17 protein-coding genes are annotated in these 18,907 nt (G+C 65.7%); 5 read left to right on the forward strand and 12 right to left on the reverse strand.

Annotated elements, in window-relative coordinates; genetic code table 11:
* Window positions 1-63 precede the first annotated feature (63 nt).
* A complete protein-coding gene (locus ET21_RS0110245) occupies window positions 64-738 on the forward strand; it encodes a glutathione S-transferase family protein (RefSeq protein ID WP_030539606.1) in 675 nt (224 codons plus the stop codon).
* 106 nt (window positions 739-844) lie between these two features.
* On the opposite strand, the gene ndk is transcribed toward ET21_RS0110245, so the two are convergent.
* From ndk to ET21_RS0110260, 3 genes are all read right to left on the reverse strand, one after another.
* Window positions 845-1,267: a nucleoside-diphosphate kinase gene (ndk, locus tag ET21_RS0110250; protein ID WP_030539607.1), complete on the reverse strand. Its 423-nt coding sequence runs from the start codon at window positions 1,265-1,267 to the stop codon at window positions 845-847.
* 94 nt (window positions 1,268-1,361) lie between these two features.
* Window positions 1,362-1,799, reverse strand: a complete 438-nt coding sequence (locus tag ET21_RS0110255; RefSeq protein WP_021237561.1) for a DNA polymerase III subunit chi — start codon at window positions 1,797-1,799, stop codon at window positions 1,362-1,364.
* Window positions 1,800-1,879: 80 nt separating this feature from the next.
* The gene (locus ET21_RS0110260) at window positions 1,880-3,325 is read right to left on the reverse strand and encodes a leucyl aminopeptidase (RefSeq protein ID WP_021237560.1); all 1,446 of its coding nucleotides are present in this window, start codon (window positions 3,323-3,325) and stop codon (window positions 1,880-1,882) included.
* Window positions 3,326-3,509: 184 nt separating this feature from the next.
* On the opposite strand from ET21_RS0110260, the gene ET21_RS0110265 reads away from it, so the two are divergent.
* The 4 genes from ET21_RS0110265 (at window position 3,510) to rsmA (ending at window position 9,100) form a co-directional block, all read left to right on the forward strand.
* A complete protein-coding gene (locus tag ET21_RS0110265; protein WP_030539608.1) occupies window positions 3,510-5,780 on the forward strand; it encodes an LPS-assembly protein LptD in 2,271 nt (756 codons plus the stop codon).
* Between the two features lie 87 nt (window positions 5,781-5,867).
* Entirely contained in the window at window positions 5,868-7,253 is a 1,386-nt protein-coding gene (locus tag ET21_RS0110270; protein WP_030539609.1) for a peptidylprolyl isomerase, read from the forward strand.
* Window positions 7,231-8,268 (forward strand): 4-hydroxythreonine-4-phosphate dehydrogenase PdxA, encoded by a 1,038-nt coding sequence (pdxA, locus tag ET21_RS0110275; protein ID WP_030539610.1) that lies wholly within the window; start codon window positions 7,231-7,233, stop codon window positions 8,266-8,268. The genes ET21_RS0110270 and pdxA overlap by 23 nt, the downstream gene beginning before the upstream one ends.
* Window positions 8,258-9,100 carry a 16S rRNA (adenine(1518)-N(6)/adenine(1519)-N(6))-dimethyltransferase RsmA gene (rsmA, locus tag ET21_RS0110280; RefSeq protein WP_030539611.1) on the forward strand — a complete coding sequence of 281 codons (843 nt, stop codon included), beginning with the start codon at window positions 8,258-8,260 and terminating at the stop codon, window positions 9,098-9,100. Before pdxA ends, rsmA begins: the two co-directional genes overlap by 11 nt.
* 81 nt (window positions 9,101-9,181) lie before the next feature.
* Here the strand turns inward: rsmA and ET21_RS0110285 are convergent, their stop codons facing one another.
* The 9 genes from ET21_RS0110285 to ET21_RS0110330 form a co-directional block, all read right to left on the reverse strand.
* Window positions 9,182-9,646 carry a GNAT family N-acetyltransferase gene (locus tag ET21_RS0110285; protein WP_030539612.1) on the reverse strand — a complete coding sequence of 155 codons (465 nt, stop codon included), beginning with the start codon at window positions 9,644-9,646 and terminating at the stop codon, window positions 9,182-9,184.
* Window positions 9,647-9,721: 75 nt separating this feature from the next.
* A complete protein-coding gene (locus tag ET21_RS0110290; protein WP_030539613.1) occupies window positions 9,722-10,240 on the reverse strand; it encodes a tetratricopeptide repeat protein in 519 nt (172 codons plus the stop codon).
* A 77-nt stretch (window positions 10,241-10,317) separates the two neighbouring features.
* Window positions 10,318-11,493 (reverse strand): RsmB/NOP family class I SAM-dependent RNA methyltransferase, encoded by a 1,176-nt coding sequence (locus ET21_RS0110295; protein ID WP_030539614.1) that lies wholly within the window; start codon window positions 11,491-11,493, stop codon window positions 10,318-10,320.
* 138 nt (window positions 11,494-11,631) lie between these two features.
* Window positions 11,632-13,089, reverse strand: a complete 1,458-nt coding sequence (gene guaB, locus ET21_RS0110300) for an IMP dehydrogenase (protein WP_021237552.1) — start codon at window positions 13,087-13,089, stop codon at window positions 11,632-11,634.
* A 530-nt stretch (window positions 13,090-13,619) separates the two neighbouring features.
* Window positions 13,620-15,569 carry an ATP-dependent zinc metalloprotease FtsH gene (gene ftsH / locus ET21_RS0110310; RefSeq protein ID WP_021237551.1) on the reverse strand — a complete coding sequence of 650 codons (1,950 nt, stop codon included), beginning with the start codon at window positions 15,567-15,569 and terminating at the stop codon, window positions 13,620-13,622.
* A 75-nt stretch (window positions 15,570-15,644) separates the two neighbouring features.
* Window positions 15,645-15,836: a hypothetical protein gene (locus tag ET21_RS0110315; RefSeq protein ID WP_021237550.1), complete on the reverse strand. Its 192-nt coding sequence runs from the start codon at window positions 15,834-15,836 to the stop codon at window positions 15,645-15,647.
* A 134-nt stretch (window positions 15,837-15,970) separates the two neighbouring features.
* The gene (gene tilS, locus ET21_RS0110320; RefSeq protein ID WP_051768107.1) at window positions 15,971-16,924 is read right to left on the reverse strand and encodes a tRNA lysidine(34) synthetase TilS; all 954 of its coding nucleotides are present in this window, start codon (window positions 16,922-16,924) and stop codon (window positions 15,971-15,973) included.
* A 6-nt stretch (window positions 16,925-16,930) separates the two neighbouring features.
* The gene (locus tag ET21_RS0110325; protein WP_030539617.1) at window positions 16,931-17,839 is read right to left on the reverse strand and encodes a tetratricopeptide repeat protein; all 909 of its coding nucleotides are present in this window, start codon (window positions 17,837-17,839) and stop codon (window positions 16,931-16,933) included.
* A 99-nt stretch (window positions 17,840-17,938) separates the two neighbouring features.
* Window positions 17,939-18,859 (reverse strand): helix-turn-helix domain-containing protein, encoded by a 921-nt coding sequence (locus ET21_RS0110330; protein ID WP_030539618.1) that lies wholly within the window; start codon window positions 18,857-18,859, stop codon window positions 17,939-17,941.
* Window positions 18,860-18,907 lie beyond the last annotated feature (48 nt).

Raw genomic sequence — 18,907 nt, forward strand, 5'->3', positions numbered from 1 at the left:
GCTGACCGCGCGAACGCAATGCCGCTATCGACTTCCCTTCCCGGCTCCGTCTAAAGAGGTCGGATGATGAAGCTTTTCATTGGCAACAAGGCCTATTCGAGCTGGTCGCTGCGCGGCTGGCTGGCGTGCAAGCTCAGCGGCCTGCCCTTTGAGGAGGTCGTCGTTCCCCTGTATGACGAAGCCTGGGAAAAGCGGCGCGAAGGGGACGAATTCGCCCCTTCGTCCGGTAAGGTGCCGATCCTGTGGGACGGGGACGACATCGTCGTCTGGGACAGTCTGGCCATCATCGAATATCTCAATGAAAAGACGGATGGCGAGAAGTTCTGGCCCGCCGATCCGGCCGCGCGCGCCATGGCCCGCTCCATGGCGGCGGAAATGCATTCCAGCTTCGCCGCGCTTCGGCGCGAGCACAGCATGAACATCCGCCAGATCTATTCCCCGGTGCCGCCATCGGAAGCGGTGGCGCAGGACCTTGGCCGAATCATGCAACTATGGGCGCAGGCCCGCGCACGCTATGGCGGCCAGGGGGAATTTCTGTTCGGCGAATTTGGCGCGGCCGATGTGATGTTCGCGCCGGTGGTGACCCGCTTCATCACCTATCAGCTTCCCGTGGCGCGCTTTGCCCAGGCCTATATGCAGGCGGTGATCGCCCATCCCTGGATGCAGGAATGGATCGGCGGCGCGCAGGCGGAAGAATGGGTCATCGACCGCTTCGAAGCCCCGCCGCAACTGGGATAGCCCCTTCGATCCTCCCCATTCATGGCAAGGGGGGATTTCAGGAAGCCCAAAGAAAAAGGGCCGGAAGGCATTCGCCCCGGCCCTCTTCATCCCATCGGCTGACGGATCAGCCGACGATTTCTTCCGGCTTGAAGAAATAGGCGATCTCGATCGCGGCATTTTCCTCGCTGTCCGAACCATGGACCGAGTTGGCTTCGATCGATTCGGCATATTCCTTGCGGATCGTGCCTTCATCGGCATTGGCGGGGTTGGTCGCGCCCATGATGTCGCGGTTGCGCTTCACGGCGTCTTCGCCTTCCAGCACCTGCACGACGACCGGGCCCGAAATCATGAAGGCGACCAGATCGGCGAAGAAGGGGCGGTCCTTGTGAACGGCGTAAAAGCCTTCGGCCTGCTCGCGGCTCATGCGGATGCGCTTGGATGCGACGACACGCAGGCCCGCTTCCTCCAGCTTCTTGGTCACGGCGCCCGTCAGGTTGCGACGGGTCGCATCGGGCTTGATGATCGAAAAGGTGCGGGTGACGGCCATGAGGCTCAAAAGCTCCGAATTGTTTGGAAAGAGAATGGCGCGCCTTTAGACCGGGCGCTCCGCCGCCGCAAGGGGCGTTATCCGGCCGCGTATATCAGGGTCCTTGCACCCATTTGCGCCCGTCCTGCCGCCAGAAACGGGGCATTACCCCGTCCCGCCTGGACAAAGCGCGCCAGCTTTCCCGTGCGCCGTCCACGCTCGCCGCATCGAAGAAGTAGAAGGCGCGCTCGAAATTCAGCGCCTCGTCCCGCCACAGGCCATCCGCGATAGCGACATGGCGCGCGCCATTGGCTGCATCGCAATCCTGCGACAGCAGCACCGGCTGGATCGACTCCGCCCCCTCGCCCGCCCGTCCATGCGCCAGGAAGCTTTCCGGCGGCCCTTCCCACAGGCCAGTGGAGATGCGGCCAAGCTGCGCGTCATCCGCCGCCACCACCAGCAGCCGCTCGCCAAGGCTCAGGACGCGCGCCGCGATGGCGGGCAGCACCTGATCCACCGGATCACGGCTCAACTGATAGAAGTCGACCTGCATCTTTCACCTGTCTGAGGGGGGCAATCGTTCCTGCGACGGCAGGAATCCGGTCCTGCCGCACGATCCCGTCAGTCCGCCCCTTACCGCTCGAACCTGTCCGCCACCAGGCGATCGATCAGGCGCACGCCGTAGCCCGTCGCGCCCTTGTCCCATGTCGCTCCGGGCTTGTCCGCCCACACCATGCCTGCAATGTCCAGATGCGCCCATTTCACGCCATCATCGACGAAGCGCTTGATGAACTGGGCGGCGGTGATCGACCCCGCATAGCGGGCGCCCATATTCTTCATGTCGGCGATCGGGCTGTCGATCAGCTTGTTATAGGCGTCGGACAGCGGGAAGCGCCACAGCTGGTCGCCCGCCGCCTTCCCCGCCGCGATCAGGTCATCGGCAAGGCCATCGTCATTGGCGAACAGGCCCGCATATTGATCACCCAGCGCCACGATCATCGCGCCGGTCAGCGTCGCAAGGTCGATGATGACCTCCGGCGCATAGGTCTTCTGCGCCCAGGTGATGACGTCGCATAGCACCAGCCGCCCTTCCGCGTCGGTATTGATGACCTCGATCGTCTGGCCCGACATGGACGTGACGATGTCGCCCGGCCGCTGCGCATTGCCGTCCGGCATGTTTTCGACGAGGCCGCAGATGCCGACGACGCGCGCCTTCGCCTTGCGCCCCGCCAGCGCCTTCATCGCTCCGGCGACCGCGCCCGCGCCCCCCATGTCCCACTTCATGTCTTCCATGCCAGCGCCGGGCTTCAAGGATATGCCGCCCGTGTCGAAGGTGACGCCCTTGCCGACGAAGACCACCGGCTTGTCCGCAGCGCCGCCGGTGCCGTCCCATTCCATCGCGATCAGGCGCGGCTCGCGCACCGAACCCTGCGCCACGCCCAGCAGGGCGCCCATGCCCAGTTCAGCCATCGCCGCCTTGTCGAGGACGGTGATCTTGACGCCAAGCTGTTCCAGATGGCGGCAGCGTTCGACGAAGCTTTCGGGGTAAAGGATATTGGCCGGTTCGGAAACAAGCTCGCGCGTGAAGGCGACGCCGTCCGCCACCGCCGACAGCTTTTCCCATGCCGCCGCGCCGTCCGATCCAACCAGCGTCACCGTGGCCAGCGTCGGCTTCGCCTTTTCGCTCTGCCGCGTGCGATAGGTGTCGATGCGCCAGCTGCGCAGCAGGGCGCCAAAGGCAAGGCGCGCCGCATCCTCGCCGCTGACGCCGCCGGGAAATTCCACCGCCGCATGGACGGCCCCGCTGGTCAGCAGCCGCGCGGCCAGCGCGCCGCCCGCCTTTTCATAATCGCCCTCGCCGCCGCCGCCGGTGCCCAGCAGCACGATGCGGACGACCTTGCCGCCTTCTTCCGCGAAGCTTTCGAAGCTCGACCCGGCCTCGCCCGTGAAGCGCGCCGCCGTTGCCCCTGCCGACAGCGTCGTGGCGGCGGCGAGCGGCAGGCCGTCAAGGCGGCCCTTCGGCACGGCCAGGACCAGGGTGTCTGCGTCTGGACGCTGCGGGCTGAACGCGATTTCCATCTGGGGTCCTTCTTTTCTGTCGGCCGTGAAGCTCAAATCTGTCTGCGTCAGATAATGGCGCTTGCACCGTCTGGCAAAGCCGTTCGCCCGATTTCCTGCAAAAGAAGCATGACGAAAGATTGCGGCCTGAGCAAAGCAGTGCGATAGGCGGGCAAAGAAGCGCCCCTGAAGAGGCACGATCCCCTTGCACGATTTTACCTTTCTCCAACGTTCCAGACTGGCGCTGGCTACAGGCGCGGCCTTGGCGTGCCTTGCCTGTGCCCAGCACGGCGCGGCGCAGGAACTGAACGCGCCGCCGGTGCCGGTCAGCGCGCCCGACGCGCCTGTGCCGCAAAGCGATGATCAGATCGGCTTTGCCGCCGACCGGCTGGACTATGACAGCAATAGCGAGGTCGTGACCGCCAGCGGCAATGTGCAGTTGCTGCGCGAAGGCAACCGGTTGCGCGCCGACGCGGTGGTCTGGAACCGCACCACCGGAAAGGTCGAGGCGCAGGGCAATGTCTCGGTCACCGACCCGGAAGGCAACATCGCCTATGGCGACCGTTTCGAAGTCACCGACACGCTGAAGGACGGCGTGGTCGACAATATGCTGCTGGTGCTGGAATCCGGCGGGCGGCTGGCGGCGGCGCGCGGTGAGCGGGCGAACGGCGTCTATACGCTGCACAAGGCCGCCTATACCGGATGCGCGGTGGAGGATTCGGACGGCTGCCCCAAGGAACCGACATGGCAGATCAAGGCGGTGAGGGTCGTCTATGATCCGGTGCAGGCGCGGGTCCGGTACACCAACGCCAATATAGAGATATTCGGCCTGCCGCTGATCCCGCTGCCCGGCTTTTCGCATCCGGTGGGCGGCGAGGGCGGCAACGGCCTGCTGGTGCCCAACATCCGTTATGATCGCACCAACGGCGTGGAGGTCGCGCTTCCTTATTATTTGAAGCTCGCGCCCAATCGCGACCTGACCATCACGCCGCACGTCTATTCCGGCACGCTGCCGATGCTGGAGGCGAATTTCCGCCATCGCTGGGATCGCGGCGCATACCAGATCACCGGCTATGCCACCCATGCCAGCCGCCAGGACGCCAGCAGCTCGCTGCCCAACGCCACGGTATCCGATGAGTCGCAGAAGGATTTCCGCGGTTATCTGGACGCCAGCGGCGGCATGCAGCTAACCCCGGAATGGAGCGTCAACGGGTCGATCCGGGTGGTCAGCGACCGCACCTTCCTGCGCCGCTATGACATCAACCGCGACGACCGGCTGCGTTCGACCCTGGGAGCGCAGCGGATCGGGCAGAACAGCTATTTCTCCATCGCCGGATGGGCCGTTCAGACGCTGCGCCTGGGGGATTCGCAGGGGCAGACCCCGATCGCCCTGCCCGCCATTGATTACCGCCTGCGCATGACCGACCCGCTGCTAGGCGGGCGCATCCAGTTGCAGGCGAACAGCCTCGCCATCACCCGCACCCATGGGCAGGACACGCAGCGCGCCTTCGCCGCATTCGAATGGAACCTGCGCAAGCTGACCGGCATGGGACAGGAAGTCACCTTCACCACCTATCTGCGCGGCGACATCTATCACAGCAGCGACAGGGGGCTGAACACCATCCCGCTCTACGCCGGTGATCCCGGCTGGCAGGCGCGCGGCATCGCCGCGGCGGCGGTCGATGTGCGCTGGCCCTTCATGGGCGAAGCCTTTGGCGGGGTGCAACGCATCGCGCCGCGCGTTCAGATCGTCGCCGCCCCGCGCCTTGCCAACCTGTCCGTACCCAATGAGGATGCGCGCGCCATCGACCTGGAGGACAGCAACCTTTTCGCGCTCAATCGCTTCGCGGGCTATGACCTGTTCGAAGATTCGACCCGCATCACCTATGGCCTGGAATATAGCCTGTCGCTGCCCGGCTTCTCGCTCGAAAGCGTGCTTGGGCAAAGCTACCGCCTGAACAATCGCGAAAGCATCCTGCCGGACGGCACCGGCCTTTCCGACCGCATGTCGGACGTGGTCGGCCGCACGACCGTCCGCTACAAGGATTTCATCAGCCTCATCCACCGCTTCCGCCTGGACAAGGACGGCCTCTCGGTCCGCCGGAATGAGATCGACGCGACCATCGGCACGCGCAAGACCTATGCGCTGGTCGGCTATCTGCGGCTCAACCGCAACGCCGCGACCGGCCTGGAGGATTTGCAGGACCGCGAGGAATTGCGCCTGGGCGGCCGGGTCCAGTTCGCGCGTTTCTGGTCGCTTTACGGATCGACCGTCATCGACCTCACCGATGCGAAGGAAGACCCGCTGAGCGTCGCGGACGGATATGAGCCCGTGCGCCACCGCCTCGGCATCACCTATGAGGATGACTGCCTGACGCTGGGGCTGACATGGCGGCGCGACTATCAGGCCGCCGGTGACGCGCGAAAGGGCAACAGCTACCAACTACGGCTGGCTTTTCGGAATATCGGTATATAAGGATCATCCTTCCCGCCCTCCGCTCAGGACCGGTTAAGGCGGACCGGCGCATCACGCGCCGGACCGTATTGGAGAGTTTTGTCGACGATGCACCCAGTCGTTTCCCCGTCTGCCCGCCTTCGCCATTCCCTGCGCGCGGGCATGCATGCCCTTATACTGTCCTCCATGCTGGCAGGCGCAACCGTATCGCCCCTGTCCGCGCAGACCGTGGACGACGATGACGGCGTTGCGTCGCAGCAGTTGAACCTGCCCAAGGATGTCACCGTCTTCGGCAAGAGCGACCCCAATGTCCGCAAGGCCACGGCGATCGTCAACGGCCGCATCATCACCGGCACCGACGTCGATCAGCGGCTTGCCCTGATCGTCGCCGCCAATGGCGGCAAGGTTGCGCCGGAGGAAAAGGAACGGCTGCGCGTCCAGGTGCTGCGCAACCTGATCGACGAAACGCTCCAGATTCAGGAAGCTGCCGCCAACGACATCCGCATCGACAAGGCGGAAATCGACCAGAGCTATGAGCGCGTGGCCGCCAATTTCCGCCAGTCGCCCGCACAGTTTGACGAGTATCTGCGTAAGCAGGGCAGCTCTCCCGCCAGCATCAGGCGCCAGATTGAAGGCGAACTCGCCTGGAGCCGCCTGCTCCGCCGCAACATCCAGCCCTTCGTCAACGTGTCGGAGGATGAGGTGAAGTCCGTCATCGACCGGATGAACGCGGCCAAGGGCAGCGACGAATATCGCATCGGCGAAATCTATCTGTCCGCGACCCCTGAAAATCAGCAGCAGATCGTCGCCAACGCGCGCAACATCATCGAACAGATCAAGCAAGGCGGCAGCTTCGCGGCCTATGCCCGGCAATTTTCCGAAGCGTCCACGGCGGCGGTCGGCGGCGACCTTGGCTGGGTGCGCCCTGCCCAGCTTCCCGACGAACTGGCGAAGGCGGCGGGCGAAATGCAGGTCGGCCAGATCGCCGGTCCCATCAGCGTTCCGGGCGGCGTGTCGGTCATCTACGTCATGGACAAGCGCAAGGTGCTGACCGCCGACCCGCGCGATGCCCTGCTCAGCCTGAAGCAATTGTCGGTCAACTTTCCGGCGGGCACGACCAAGGAACAGGCCAGCGCCAGGGCCGCCAGCTTCGCCGCGCAGGTGAAGGCGATCAAGGGTTGTGGCCAGGCCAATGACCTTGGCGCGAAGATCGGCGCTGATGTCGTCGACAATGACAATGTGAAGGTGCGCGACCTGCCGCCGCAATTGCAGGACATCCTGCTCGGCCTGCAAGTCGGCGAAGCGACGCCGCCCTTCGGTTCGATCAGCGATGGCGTGCGCGTGCTGGTGGTCTGCGGCCGCGACGATGCGGCTTCGGCGGCCGCGCCCAACCCCGCGCAGATCATGGCGCAGCTTGAGGAAGAACGGGTCAACAAGCGCGCGCGCATCTACCTGCGAGATCTCCGCCGCGATGCCGTCATCGACTATAACTGATCCTGCGGCGGACCGGCCGCAGCTTGCGCCCTTCGCCGTTCCGCTGGGCGACCCGGCGGGCATCGGCCCCGAAATCGTCGCGAAAAGCTGGGTCATGCGCGAAGCGCGCGGTCTTCCCGCCTTCTTCGCGGTGGGGGACATGGCGTCTCTGCGCGCGGTATGGCTGGGGCCGGTAGAGCAGATCGCCGCGCCTGAGGAAGCCGCATCGGTCTTCAACCGCGCGCTGCCATGCCTTCAGGTCGCCGACGCAGGTCCGGTCGTGCCGGGAACCCCCAGCATCGACGGCGCCCGCACGGCCTTTCAGGCGCTGGAAGTCGCGGTCGGCCTTGCCAGGACCGGATCGGCCGCGGGCATCGTCACTGCGCCGGTCGGCAAGGAGCAGCTGTACGGCGTCGGCTTCACCCATCCCGGCCAGACGGAATTCGTCGCCGAACGCTGCGGCGTCGCGCCCCATAACGCCGTGATGATGCTGGCGGGACCGTCGCTCAAGGTGGTGCCGGTGACGATCCACATCCCCCTTGCCGATGTGCCGTCCGTCCTGACCGCCGACCTGATCCGCGCGCGCGCGGTCACGACCGTGAAAGGCCTGCAACGCAATTTCGGCATTCCCCGCCCCCGGATCGCGGTGGCCGGGCTCAACCCCCATGCGGGCGAAGGCGGCGCGCTGGGCCGCGAGGAAATCGAAATTATCGGCCCCGCGATCGAGGCGTTGCAGGCGGAAGGCATGGATATTCGCGGCCCGCTGGCGGCTGACGGCCTGTTCCACAGCCGTGCCCGCGAAACCTATGACGCGGTGCTGTGCATGTATCATGACCAGGCGCTGATCCCGCTCAAGACGCTGCATTTCGATGAAGGCGTCAACATCACCCTCGGCCTGCCGATCGTGCGCACCTCGCCCGATCATGGCACGGCGTTCGGCATCGCCGGAACCGACAGCGCCAATCCCGGCGCGATGATGGCGGCGCTCAAGATGGCCGCCGAAGCCGCGCGCGCACGCCTGACCCATGGCTGCTGATACGCGGCCGGCATTGCCGCCGCTGCGCGATGTGATCGCCGCGCACGGGCTTCAGGCGAGCAAGGCGCTGGGCCAGAATTTCCTGCTCGATGAACAGTTGCTCGACCGCATCGCCGCCATTCCGGGACCGCTCAAGGATGCCCCCGCGTTCGAAGTCGGACCTGGGCCGGGCGGCCTTACCCGCGCGATCTTGCGCGCCGGAGCCCGGCTCGTCGCGGTCGAGCGCGATGCCCGCTGCCTCCCCGCGCTGGCAGAACTTGCCGAAGCCTTTCCCTCCCGGTTGCGCGTCATTTCCGGCGACGCCATGCAGGTCGATGCCCGCGCCGAAGCTGGCGACGGCGCGCACATCATCGCCAACCTTCCCTATAATGTCGGCACGGCGCTGCTTGTCGGCTGGCTGTCGGCGGCATGGGAGCCGCTTCCCTGGTGGTCGTCGCTCACGTTGATGTTCCAGATGGAAGTGGCCGAAAGGATCGTCGCCAGACCAGACAGCGATCATTATGGCCGCCTCGCCGTGCTTGGCCAATGGCGCAGCGACGCGCGCATCGCCATGAAGGTGCACCGCAGCGCCTTCACCCCGCCGCCCAAGGTGATGTCGGCGGTTGTCCACATCACGCCCAAGGCAGCGCCGCAAGGGGTGCAACTCAAGACGCTCGAACGCCTCACCGCCGCCGCCTTCGGCCAGCGCCGCAAGATGCTGCGCCAAAGCCTCAAGGGCCTGCCCGGCGCTCTGGAAGCGCTGGAAGCAGCAGGCATCGACCCGCAACGCCGCGCCGAAACCGTCAGCGTCGACGAATATGTCGAAGTGGCGCGCCTTATGGACCGGGTTTAGCTACAGACCGGGCTCGCCCTGCACCGTTCGGTTTGAAACCCTTCAAACCTTGCCCTTCAGCATCTGACTCAAACAGTCCCCTCACTTCGCAAGGTCAAGATGCAGAAACTGGTTGAACGCGCTTTTCTCATAGCTGCCGAAAGCGGCCCCATTTCTGAAACCCCGCCGCCGATATAGCGCCAGAGCCGGTTCGAATGCCGCCCCGCTGCCCGTTTCCAGGCTCAGCCGCCGGATGCCACCCGCAACTGCGGCAGCGATAATGGTCTCCAGGATCGCCGCTCCAGCGCCTCTTCGCAGAAAATGCGGATGCGTGCGCATGGATTTGATCTCGGCCAAGCCCTCTTCCAAAATCTTCAAGGCGCCGACCGCCGCAATGTAATCGCCGTGCCAAGCCGTCCAGACCGTGACCGCAGGATTTTTCAAAGCCGGCAGGTCGAGGGCAAACACACTGCCTGGCGGCGAACCGGCGTGCATATCCGCAAGATGCAGCGCCAGCAGTTCGCGCGTCCCGTCACTGCTAAGATCGTCCTGCCGAATATCGAACATGCGGTGTTGCCCATGATGCGCCGCCAACTCCGCCGAACCGGCTGGCACCATGGGCGGCGCGGCAGGTAGCTTGGCTCAGGGCGTTTCTGTCGCCACTGCCTTGGGCACGGCTACCCCGTCCTTGGCGCTCAGCACGGTCGCGGGCGGACCTTTCTCGATCGCGGCGGCCAGCTTTCCGACCACCGCGCAGTCGGTCTTGCAGACGCTTTGCGCCTGGGCCAGATTTTCCTTGGCCTTGGCGATCGCGCCCTTTTCGACCATCGCCTCGCCCTGGCCCACCAGCGCGCCGACATCGGTCGGATCGAGCAGCAGCGCTTCACGATAAAGGCGGATGGCCTTGCCCTGCAATCCTTGCGCCCGCGCCACCTGCGCCAGTTCTATATAGGCGCTGCGGTTGCGCGGATCGACCGCGAGCGCGGTTTCCAGCGCATCGGTCGCTGCCTGATAATTGCCTGCCTTGCGCGCCGCCGTGCCCGCATGCTGCCATTCGATCGACAGGGGCGAAATCTGCGCATCGGGGCGCTGGGAAAGGCCCGCGCTCGACACGGTAGTCAGCAAAGCGGCAAGGGCGATCGAGGCGGGGGTAAAACGCATACACAACTCCAGCCATGTTTCAGGCGATGATTCCGCCCAAGTGTCGCCATTTTGCCGGGGCTTGTCCATGGTCTCTTTCAGCCCGTCCGCCGCAGCCGGGCGAAATAAAAGCCGTCCGTCGCATCATGCCCCGGCGTCAGCAGGATGCCGTGCCCATGCGCCCGTCCCATCGGCGTCATGACGGGCTCAGGCGTCCAGCCATCATGGCGTTCCAGGAAACTGTTCACCTGATCGCGCCCTTCCCTGTCCGTCAGCGCACAAGTGGCATAAACGAGCGCGCCGCCCGGAGCCACCAGCGGCGCGGCAAAGTCGAGTATCCGCGCCTGCTCCTGCGCCAGCCGGTCAAGCCGGGCGGGGGTAAGCCGCCAGCGCGCCTCAGGATTGCGCCGCCAGGTGCCGGTGCCCGAACAGGGCGCATCGACCAGCACGGCATCGGCCCTTCCGTGCAGATCGCGCAGTGCCCTTTCCTCATGCCCCTGATCCAGCAGCAATGTCTGGATGAAGGTCGCCCCGGCCCGCACGGCCCGCGGCTCCAACCGGGCGAGGCGCGACCGGATGGTGTCCGCCGCGATCAATGTGCCCCGGCTCCCCATCGCGCTCGCCAGCGCCAGCGTCTTGCCCCCCGCGCCCGCGCAGAGATCGACGACCGTCATCCCCGGCCCCGCTCCGCACGCGGCGGAAATCAACTGGCTTCCGGCATCCTGCACTTCCACCAGACCCTGTTTCCAGGCGTCGCTCTGCTCGACTGGCCAGCCCTCAGCCAGGCGAAGCGCGTCGTCCAGTCCATCGACCGGCACGGCTTCGGGCAACAGGGGCGCGACCTCCTGCCGCACCGCCTTCAACCGATTGACGCGCAGGTCGACCGACGCGCGGCCAAGCAGGGCCTGCTGCTCGACAGGATCGGCAAGCAGCGGCTGCAACCATTGCGGCACATCGCCTGCCTCTGCCCCCGCCTCCCGCGCGTCGATCGGCGCTGGCCCATGAGCGGACCCGTCGAACAGGGCGGCCAGATCGCCCCGCTCCCGCGCCAGCCCCACCATCGCGGCGCGCCCTGATGAAGGCCGTTCCGCCGCGCGGCGCACCGCATCATAGACATGATCGCGCACCGCCCGCCGGTCGCGCGATCCCGCATAGCGGCGCTCCTTGAAATAGCGCGCGATCAGCGTGTCCGCCGCCGGTCCACCATCCCGCGCCGACGCGATGATGGCGTCGAGCAGTTCGATCGCAGCCTGAATGCGGGCAGATGGGGTCATATACTACTCCCCCTCCCACGGCAGAGAGGGGCCGGGGGTGTCTGCCACGCCAGCGGCGCTTTGGGCGGAGAGCAGTAAGGCCCGCTTCGCTCGCGCCCACCCCTGACCTCATCCGCGTGCGGGAGAGGAATGAAGATGTCAGCGCGTGGGATAGTTGGGCGCTTCCCGCGTGATCGTCACGTCATGAACGTGGCTTTCGGACAATCCCGCATTGGTGATCTGCACGAAGCGGGCGCGCTCCTGGAGGTCCTTGATCGTGCGGCTTCCGGTATAGCCCATGGCCGCCTTCACGCCGCCGACCAGCTGGTGGATCACGTCCTTGGCGGGGCCCTTGAACGGCACCTGGCCTTCAATGCCTTCGGGCACCAGCTTCATCTGGTCCTTGATGTCCGCCTGGAAATAGCGGTCCGCCGACCCGCGCGCCATGGCGCCGACGCTGCCCATGCCGCGATAGCTCTTATAGGCGCGGCCCTGATAGAGGAAGGTTTCGCCCGGCGCTTCGGCCGTGCCCGCCAACAGCGACCCCACCATGACGCATCCCGCGCCCGCCGCCAGAGCCTTGGCCACGTCGCCCGACGTGCGCAGGCCGCCATCGGCGATCACCGGAATGCCCTGCTTCGCCGCTTCATTGGCCGAATCCATGACGGCGGTCAGCTGCGGCACGCCCACGCCCGCGACCACGCGCGTGGTGCAGATGGAACCGGGGCCGATGCCCACCTTCACGCAGTCCGCGCCAGCGCCGATCAGCGCCTTGGTCGCTTCGGCGGTGGCGACATTGCCCGCCACCACCTGAACATGGTTGGACAGCCGCTTCACCGCCTCGACCGCGACGGCCACCTGCTTGCTGTGCCCATGCGCGGTGTCGATGACGATCAGGTCGCATTCGGCGTCGATCAGCGCCTCGCTGCGCTCCAGCCCCTTGTCGCCGACCGTCGTCGCGGCGGCCACGCGCAGGCGGCCCGACGCGTCCTTGGTCGCCTGAGGATAGGTGACCGCCTTCTCGATATCCTTGACGGTGATCAGGCCGACGCAATGATAATCATCGTCCACGACCAGCAGCTTTTCGATCCGGCGCTGGTGCAGCAGGCGCATCGCCTCATCCTGGCCCACGCCCGCCTTCACCGTCGCCAGATTGTCCCTGGTCATCAATTCGCTGACGGGCTGCTGCGGATTTTCGGCGAAGCGCACGTCGCGGTGCGTGAGGATGCCGACCAGCTTGCCGCTGTCCTCGACGACCGGGATGCCGCTGATCCGGTGCCGCTCCATCAGCATCTGCGCATCCGCCAGCGTGGCGCGGGGGGTGATGGTGATCGGGTTCACCACCATGCCGCTTTCGAACCGCTTGACCGCCCGCACCGCCGCCGCCTGCTCCTCGATCGACAGGTTGCGGTGCAGGACGCCGATCCCGCCCAGTTGCGCCATGACGATCGCCATGTCGGCTTCGGTCACCGTATCCATGGCGGAGGAGAGGATCGGGATGTTGAGCTTGATCTGCTTGGTCACATGGGTGCTGGTGTCGGCCTGGCTCGGCAGCACATCGGACTCGGCGGGCTGCAACAGCACGTCGTCAAAGGTGAGGCCGAGGCGGATATCCATGTGAAAGCCACTTTCTGCTACAGGCCTTGGCGAAGGCCGGGGGGATTCGTGGCGGCCCATGTAACCATTAACCAGCAAAACAGCCAGACCTTAGCAGGCATTTTGTTGCGCAAGCGCGAAAAGCCGCTGTGGGATAGGATTATTCGCGCAAAGGCGCAGAGGACGCAGAAGCCTTCCTCCCCCTCAAAAGCGGCGCAGCCCCTCAAATCCCTCTGCGCTCTCTGCGCCTCTGCGCGAAAATAATTCACGCGGAGGCGCGGAGGCGCGGAGAATGGGGGCATCCAGTCTCTGCGACTGAACATTTTCAAATCCTGCCTCCAGCTGACCTCATTTTGATCAAAAAAGAAAGGGCTTCGAAAAGCTCACCCCGAACGGATGACCTGTGACCCGGCAGCGGCCGCCAATGCCATGGCACGACCTCTCCGCCGTCATCTCTCTGCGTCTCCGCGCCTCCGCGCCTCCGCGCCTCCGCGTGAATCAAAAAGGGCGCAGCCACCGGCCACGCCCCCTTTGCACCATTCAGCTAAACCTCAAGCCCCTGCCGGAGAAGGTTCCCCAAAGGGCCCCTTGCGCTTGCGCGTCTTGGGGATGGAGGAACCAGCCGCCGGCACCGCCGATGGCTTGATCGTCGTGCCGTCGTCGCGGGTGATCTCACCCTTGTCGAGCAGCGTCTTGATCTCCTCGCCGGTCAGCGTCTCATATTCCAGCAACGCGTTGGCGAGCAGATGGAGCTGGTCCTCATGCTCCGTCAGCACCGTCTTGGCGCGCTGATAGCCGCCTTCCACGATCGTGCGGATTTCATGGTCGATCGCCTTGGCCGTCTCGTCCGACATATGGACGCGCTGGCTCTGGGAATAGCCGAGGAAGGTTTCCCCCTGCTGCTCCTCATATTGCAGCGGGCCCAGCTTGTCCGACATGCCCCACTGGGTCACCATGTCGCGCGCCAGCTTGGTCGCATATTGGATGTCACCCGAAGCGCCCGACGATACCTTGTCATGCCCGAAGATGATCTCTTCGGCCACGCGCCCGCCCATGGCGACGGCCAGGTTCGCATGCATCTTGTCGCGGTGATAGCTGTAGCTGTCCCGCTCCGGCAGGCGCATCACCATGCCCAGCGCGCGGCCGCGCGGGATGATCGTCGCCTTGTGGATCGGGTCGGACGCCGGTTCATGGACCGCGACGATGGCATGGCCCGCCTCATGATAGGCGGTCATCTTCTTCTCATCGTCGGTCATGACCATGGAGCGGCGCTCGCTGCCCATCATGACCTTGTCCTTGGCGGCCTCGAACTCGTCCATCGCGACCAGCCGCTTGCCCCGCCGCGCCGCCATCAGCGCCGCTTCGTTGACAAGGTTGGCGAGATCAGCACCCGAAAAGCCCGGCGTGCCGCGCGCGATGGTGCGCGGATTGACGTCCGGCGCCAGCGGCACCTTCTTCATATGGACAGCCAGGATCTTCTCGCGGCCCTCGATATCGGGGCGCGGCACCACCACCTGACGGTCGAAGCGGCCCGGACGCAGCAGCGCGGGGTCCAGCACGTCAGGACGGTTGGTCGCCGCGACGATGATGATGCCCTCATTCGCCTCGAAACCGTCCATCTCGACCAGCAGCTGGTTCAGCGTCTGCTCGCGCTCGTCATTGCCGTTGCCCAGGCCAGCGCCGCGATGACGGCCGACCGCGTCGATTTCGTCGATGAAGACGATGCAGGGCGCATTCTTCTTCGCCTGCTCGAACATATCGCGCACACGGCTGGCGCCGACGCCGACGAACATTTCGACGAAGTCCGAACCGGAAATGGTGAAGAAGGGAACGCCCGCCTCACCCGCGATCGCGCGCGCCAGCAGCGTCTTGCCCGTACCCGGCGAACCGACCAGCAGCGCGCCCTTGGGGATCTTGCCGCCCAGCCGCGCGAACTTGCTCGGGTCCTTCAGGAACTCGACGATTTCCTGCAATTCCTCGCGCGCCTCGTCGATGCCAGCGACATCGTCGAACGTCACCTTGCCATGCTTTTCCGTCAGCAGCTTGGCCTTGGACTTGCCAAAGCCCATCGCGCCGCCCGCGCCGCCGCCCTTCTGCATCTGGCGCAGGACGAAGAAGGCGATGCCAAGGATCAGCAGGAACGGCAGCGACTGGTAGAGCATGATCTGCCAGAAGCTCGGCTGCTCCTCCGTCTGCCCGGAATATTTGACGTTATAATCGTCCAGCAGGCCCGTGAGGCCCGGATCGTTCACGGGCACGGTGTTGAACCGCTGGCCGCTGCTCAGCGTCCCGGTGATCTTGTCGGGAGCGATGGCGACGTCCTTGACCTGCCCTTCCTGAACCTTCGACCGGAACTCGGAATAGGCAATGCCGGTGCCCGCCTGCGAAGCGGTCCGGCTGTCGAACATGGACACGAAAAGCAGCAGGGCGATAATCACGCCCGCCCAGATCATCGCGCTCTTGATCCAGGGATTGCCCTGGGGGTCCTTCTCGTCGTTCATTCAACACTCTCTTTCACCGGGCAAGATAGGATGCTCCGGCAAAATCGCAAGCTGGCGTAGAAGGATGCGCTGCGGTCAGCCGCCCACAAATTGCGAGAGGCCGATATAGCCCAGGATCAACGCCACCCCCGCCGAAAGGCCGCACAGCAAATAGCCTGCATAAAGCAGCAGGGGCGGGTGCGGGCGCGCCAGTTTCCGGTTACGTTGCGCTGCCGAAAGGATAACGCTGGCGAGCACGCCATAGGTCAGCGCCGCAAATTCGAACATGACTCACTTTCCAAGCTGGAGGGGGCTGTTCCCTTAAGCATGCAGGCTATTAAGGAAAGGTCATTGCGCTGCATCAATTCGACGGACCGTGGGGCATGCGCGATAACCCGTGGAACCTTTCCGAAACGATCCATTTACCGTCGCGGAGGAGCCAGCCTCACCCCCCATTGTTCGCCGCCTTTCAGCAGCACAGGACCCAGGCTGACCTGCTGCCCCGCCGATAGCGCGGCCATTGCCCGGTCGAGCGCTTCTCCACGCGGCGGCTGCGCATCCGGCGCGGCCAGGGCGATCATGCGCAGCAGCAGACGCCGCATGATCTCGCGCGGGAAGCCGGCGTCATCAAGGATCCACGCATTCCCATCCTGCCGCACATGGCGCGCCGCAAGATCGTCGGCCATCCAATCCAGCGCCTCGGCCGCTTCCGCCAGTGCGCCAGCGCTGCGCGCCGCCGTGACGGGATCGAGCCAGTCCACGCCGCTCAGCCGCTGCCGAATCGATGCCCGGTCAAAGCGAAGATCGCTGTTCGATGGGTCTTCTACATAAGGGATCGCCCGCCGCCGCACATAAGCGAGCAGGTGAGACCGCCGCGCGCCCAGCAGCGGCCGCAGCACCCTGCCCTGCCGCGCCCTGATCCCGGCGAGGCCGCCCACCCCGGCCCCGCGATTGAGCCGCATCACCATGGTTTCCAACTGGTCATCGGCGTGATGCGCCGTGAAAATCCAGTCGATCCCTCGCCCAGTGCGCCACTGTTCCAGCGCGGCATAGCGCTGCTGGCGGGCCCATTGCTGGACATTGCCCGTGACCGGCTCGGCGGGATGCAGGATGGCATGGGGAATGGCGCGGTCCCCGCACCAGGCGGCGACCATCGCCGCTTCCTCCGCCGAAGCCTGCCGCAAGCCATGATCCACCGTCGCGGCTTCGACCCGCTCCTGGAACAGCCGGGCGCTCAGGTCCAGCAAGGCCATGCTGTCGGGGCCGCCGGATACCGCTACCCCGAAACGCCAGCCCTCACCCGGTCCGGCAAGCTGCCCCGCCGCCCGCTCCAACAGGGCATTAAGGCCGGTCTCCTCCGGTTCGGGGCTTGCCATCTGGCCCTAGCTGCACTTGGCCTTGACGCGTCCCTTGTCCATCATGCCCCGCAGGTTCGCGGGCAAGGTCGCGCCATAGACCTGCTCAAGCTCCGCATAGACCTTGCACGCGTCGGCGGGCTTCTTGAGCTGGATCAGCGCCTCGCCCAGCCAGGCCAGGCTGTCGGCGGCGCGGTCGCCACGGGGGCGCTTCTGGTAGTTCTCGTAAAAGGCGACCGATGCCAGCGCGGGCTTGCCATCGTCCAGATAGGCGCGGCCCAGCAGATTATGCGCCCGGCTCGCGATGGAGGATGATCCGTATTTGTCGACCGTGGCCTTCAACTGCGCCTGCGCTTCGGGATAGAATTTCGCGTCCCACAGGCGGAAGCCGTAGGTGTAGGCGTCATCCGCCTCATTCCCCGTGGAGGGCCGCTCGATCGCCGCCACGGCCGCCTTGCGCGCTTCGCTGGCCCCGCCATTGGTGCCCGAAGCGGCGGCAGGCGTCTTCGCCGCCGTCCCCGCTGGGGTGGCGGGCTGAACGGGCGGCGGCGCGACCACGGTGGTGCGGCTTTGCGCCTCGGCCTTATATTTGTTGAACGCTTCCTCCAGTTGCCGGATCTTGAAGCTGTTCTCCTCCACCTGTCCGGTCATCGACGCCAGTTGCGATTCCAGGGCCGATACGCGCGCGGTCAGGTCAGCCACCGGCGATGAGGATGGCGAGCCGGATGGAACGACAGGCTTGGCCGGAGGCGTGATTTCCGCCTGCAACGGAGCGCCGCCCGGAAACACCTTTCTCTGGACGGCGCGCATTTCCTTTTCCAGCCGGTCGACCCGCACGTCCAGTTCCACCTTTTGCGCAAGGGCGGACGGCGCAAGCGCGACCCAGGCCGGCCCTCCCATCAGCAGGGCCGTGGCCGTTAAGAGAAGGTAACGCATCTTTATCCCCCGACTAACTTTCGCCTTAACCATAAAGCGATATTCGCCGCCGTAAAGCGCGACATACCGGCGTCACGAATGACCGCCCTTCCTTATACTTCAGTCGGTAGCGGGGGCAGCGGCAGCAGGCGCGGCCGCGGCGGGCGGCAAAGATGCGCTGGCCGCTGGACTCGCGGGCGCGGCCGGTTGCGGCGGCGCCTGCGTCGCGGGAGCGGGCGATCCGGCTGGAGCGGCAGGCGCGGCCCTCGCCAGCAAGGCTTCGGCGGAAACCGGCACGTCGGATATGGTGCGGTCGGGCGACCCCAGCGGCGCGACTGGCTTGCCACCGACCGTCACCGCCAGCGCCTGCGGCCTGCCGGTCAGGATCATCGGGTTGCGCGCATTGGCGGGCAGGGTGAAGCTTTCCCCCTTCTTCATCAGCCCGTCCTTCAACCGCTCGCCCGTTTCGTCATAGATGCGCAGCCACACATCGTCATTGGCGGTGAAGACCACCGTCTGCACCACTGGAGCGGCGGGACGCGCGCTGGCGGCGGGCCTGGGGGCTGCGGCGGGCGCGGCCTGCTGCGCTGCCATTTCCTGCTCCGTGGGCGGCGTCAGCAACTGCGTGCGCCAGATGGTGAAGCCCGCCACAAGGATGATGACGATCGCGGCGGCGGTCCAGGCCAGCGCGCGCGAAGGCACGCGCGCCGGATCGGCCGGTTCGAACGTCTCGTAGCGATTGCTGCCCAGTTCCGAATTATGGACGGCGTTGCGCACGTCCGCGGCGATCGCCACCTCGTCCAATCCCACGGCGCGCGCATAGGCGCGGGCGAAACCCACGGCATAGGGAATGCCGGGCAGCGCCGAATAATCATCCCGCTCGATCGCTTCCAACTGGCGCTGCGCGATCCGCGTGCGCGTGGCGACATCCTGCACCGACAGGCCTTGCGCCTCGCGCGCGGCGCGCAGCTTCGCGCCAGCGGTGTCCGGCTGCGTTTCCGTCCCCGCCAGATCCGTTTCCATTTCCGGTTGTTCTGCCATGCTGCTCCGCGACCCTTTAAGGCAGTCTTGTCTCATTGCGGGACGGGG

The organism is Sphingobium sp. DC-2, assembly GCF_000722555.1.
GTDB classification, from domain to species: domain Bacteria; phylum Pseudomonadota; class Alphaproteobacteria; order Sphingomonadales; family Sphingomonadaceae; genus Sphingobium; species Sphingobium quisquiliarum.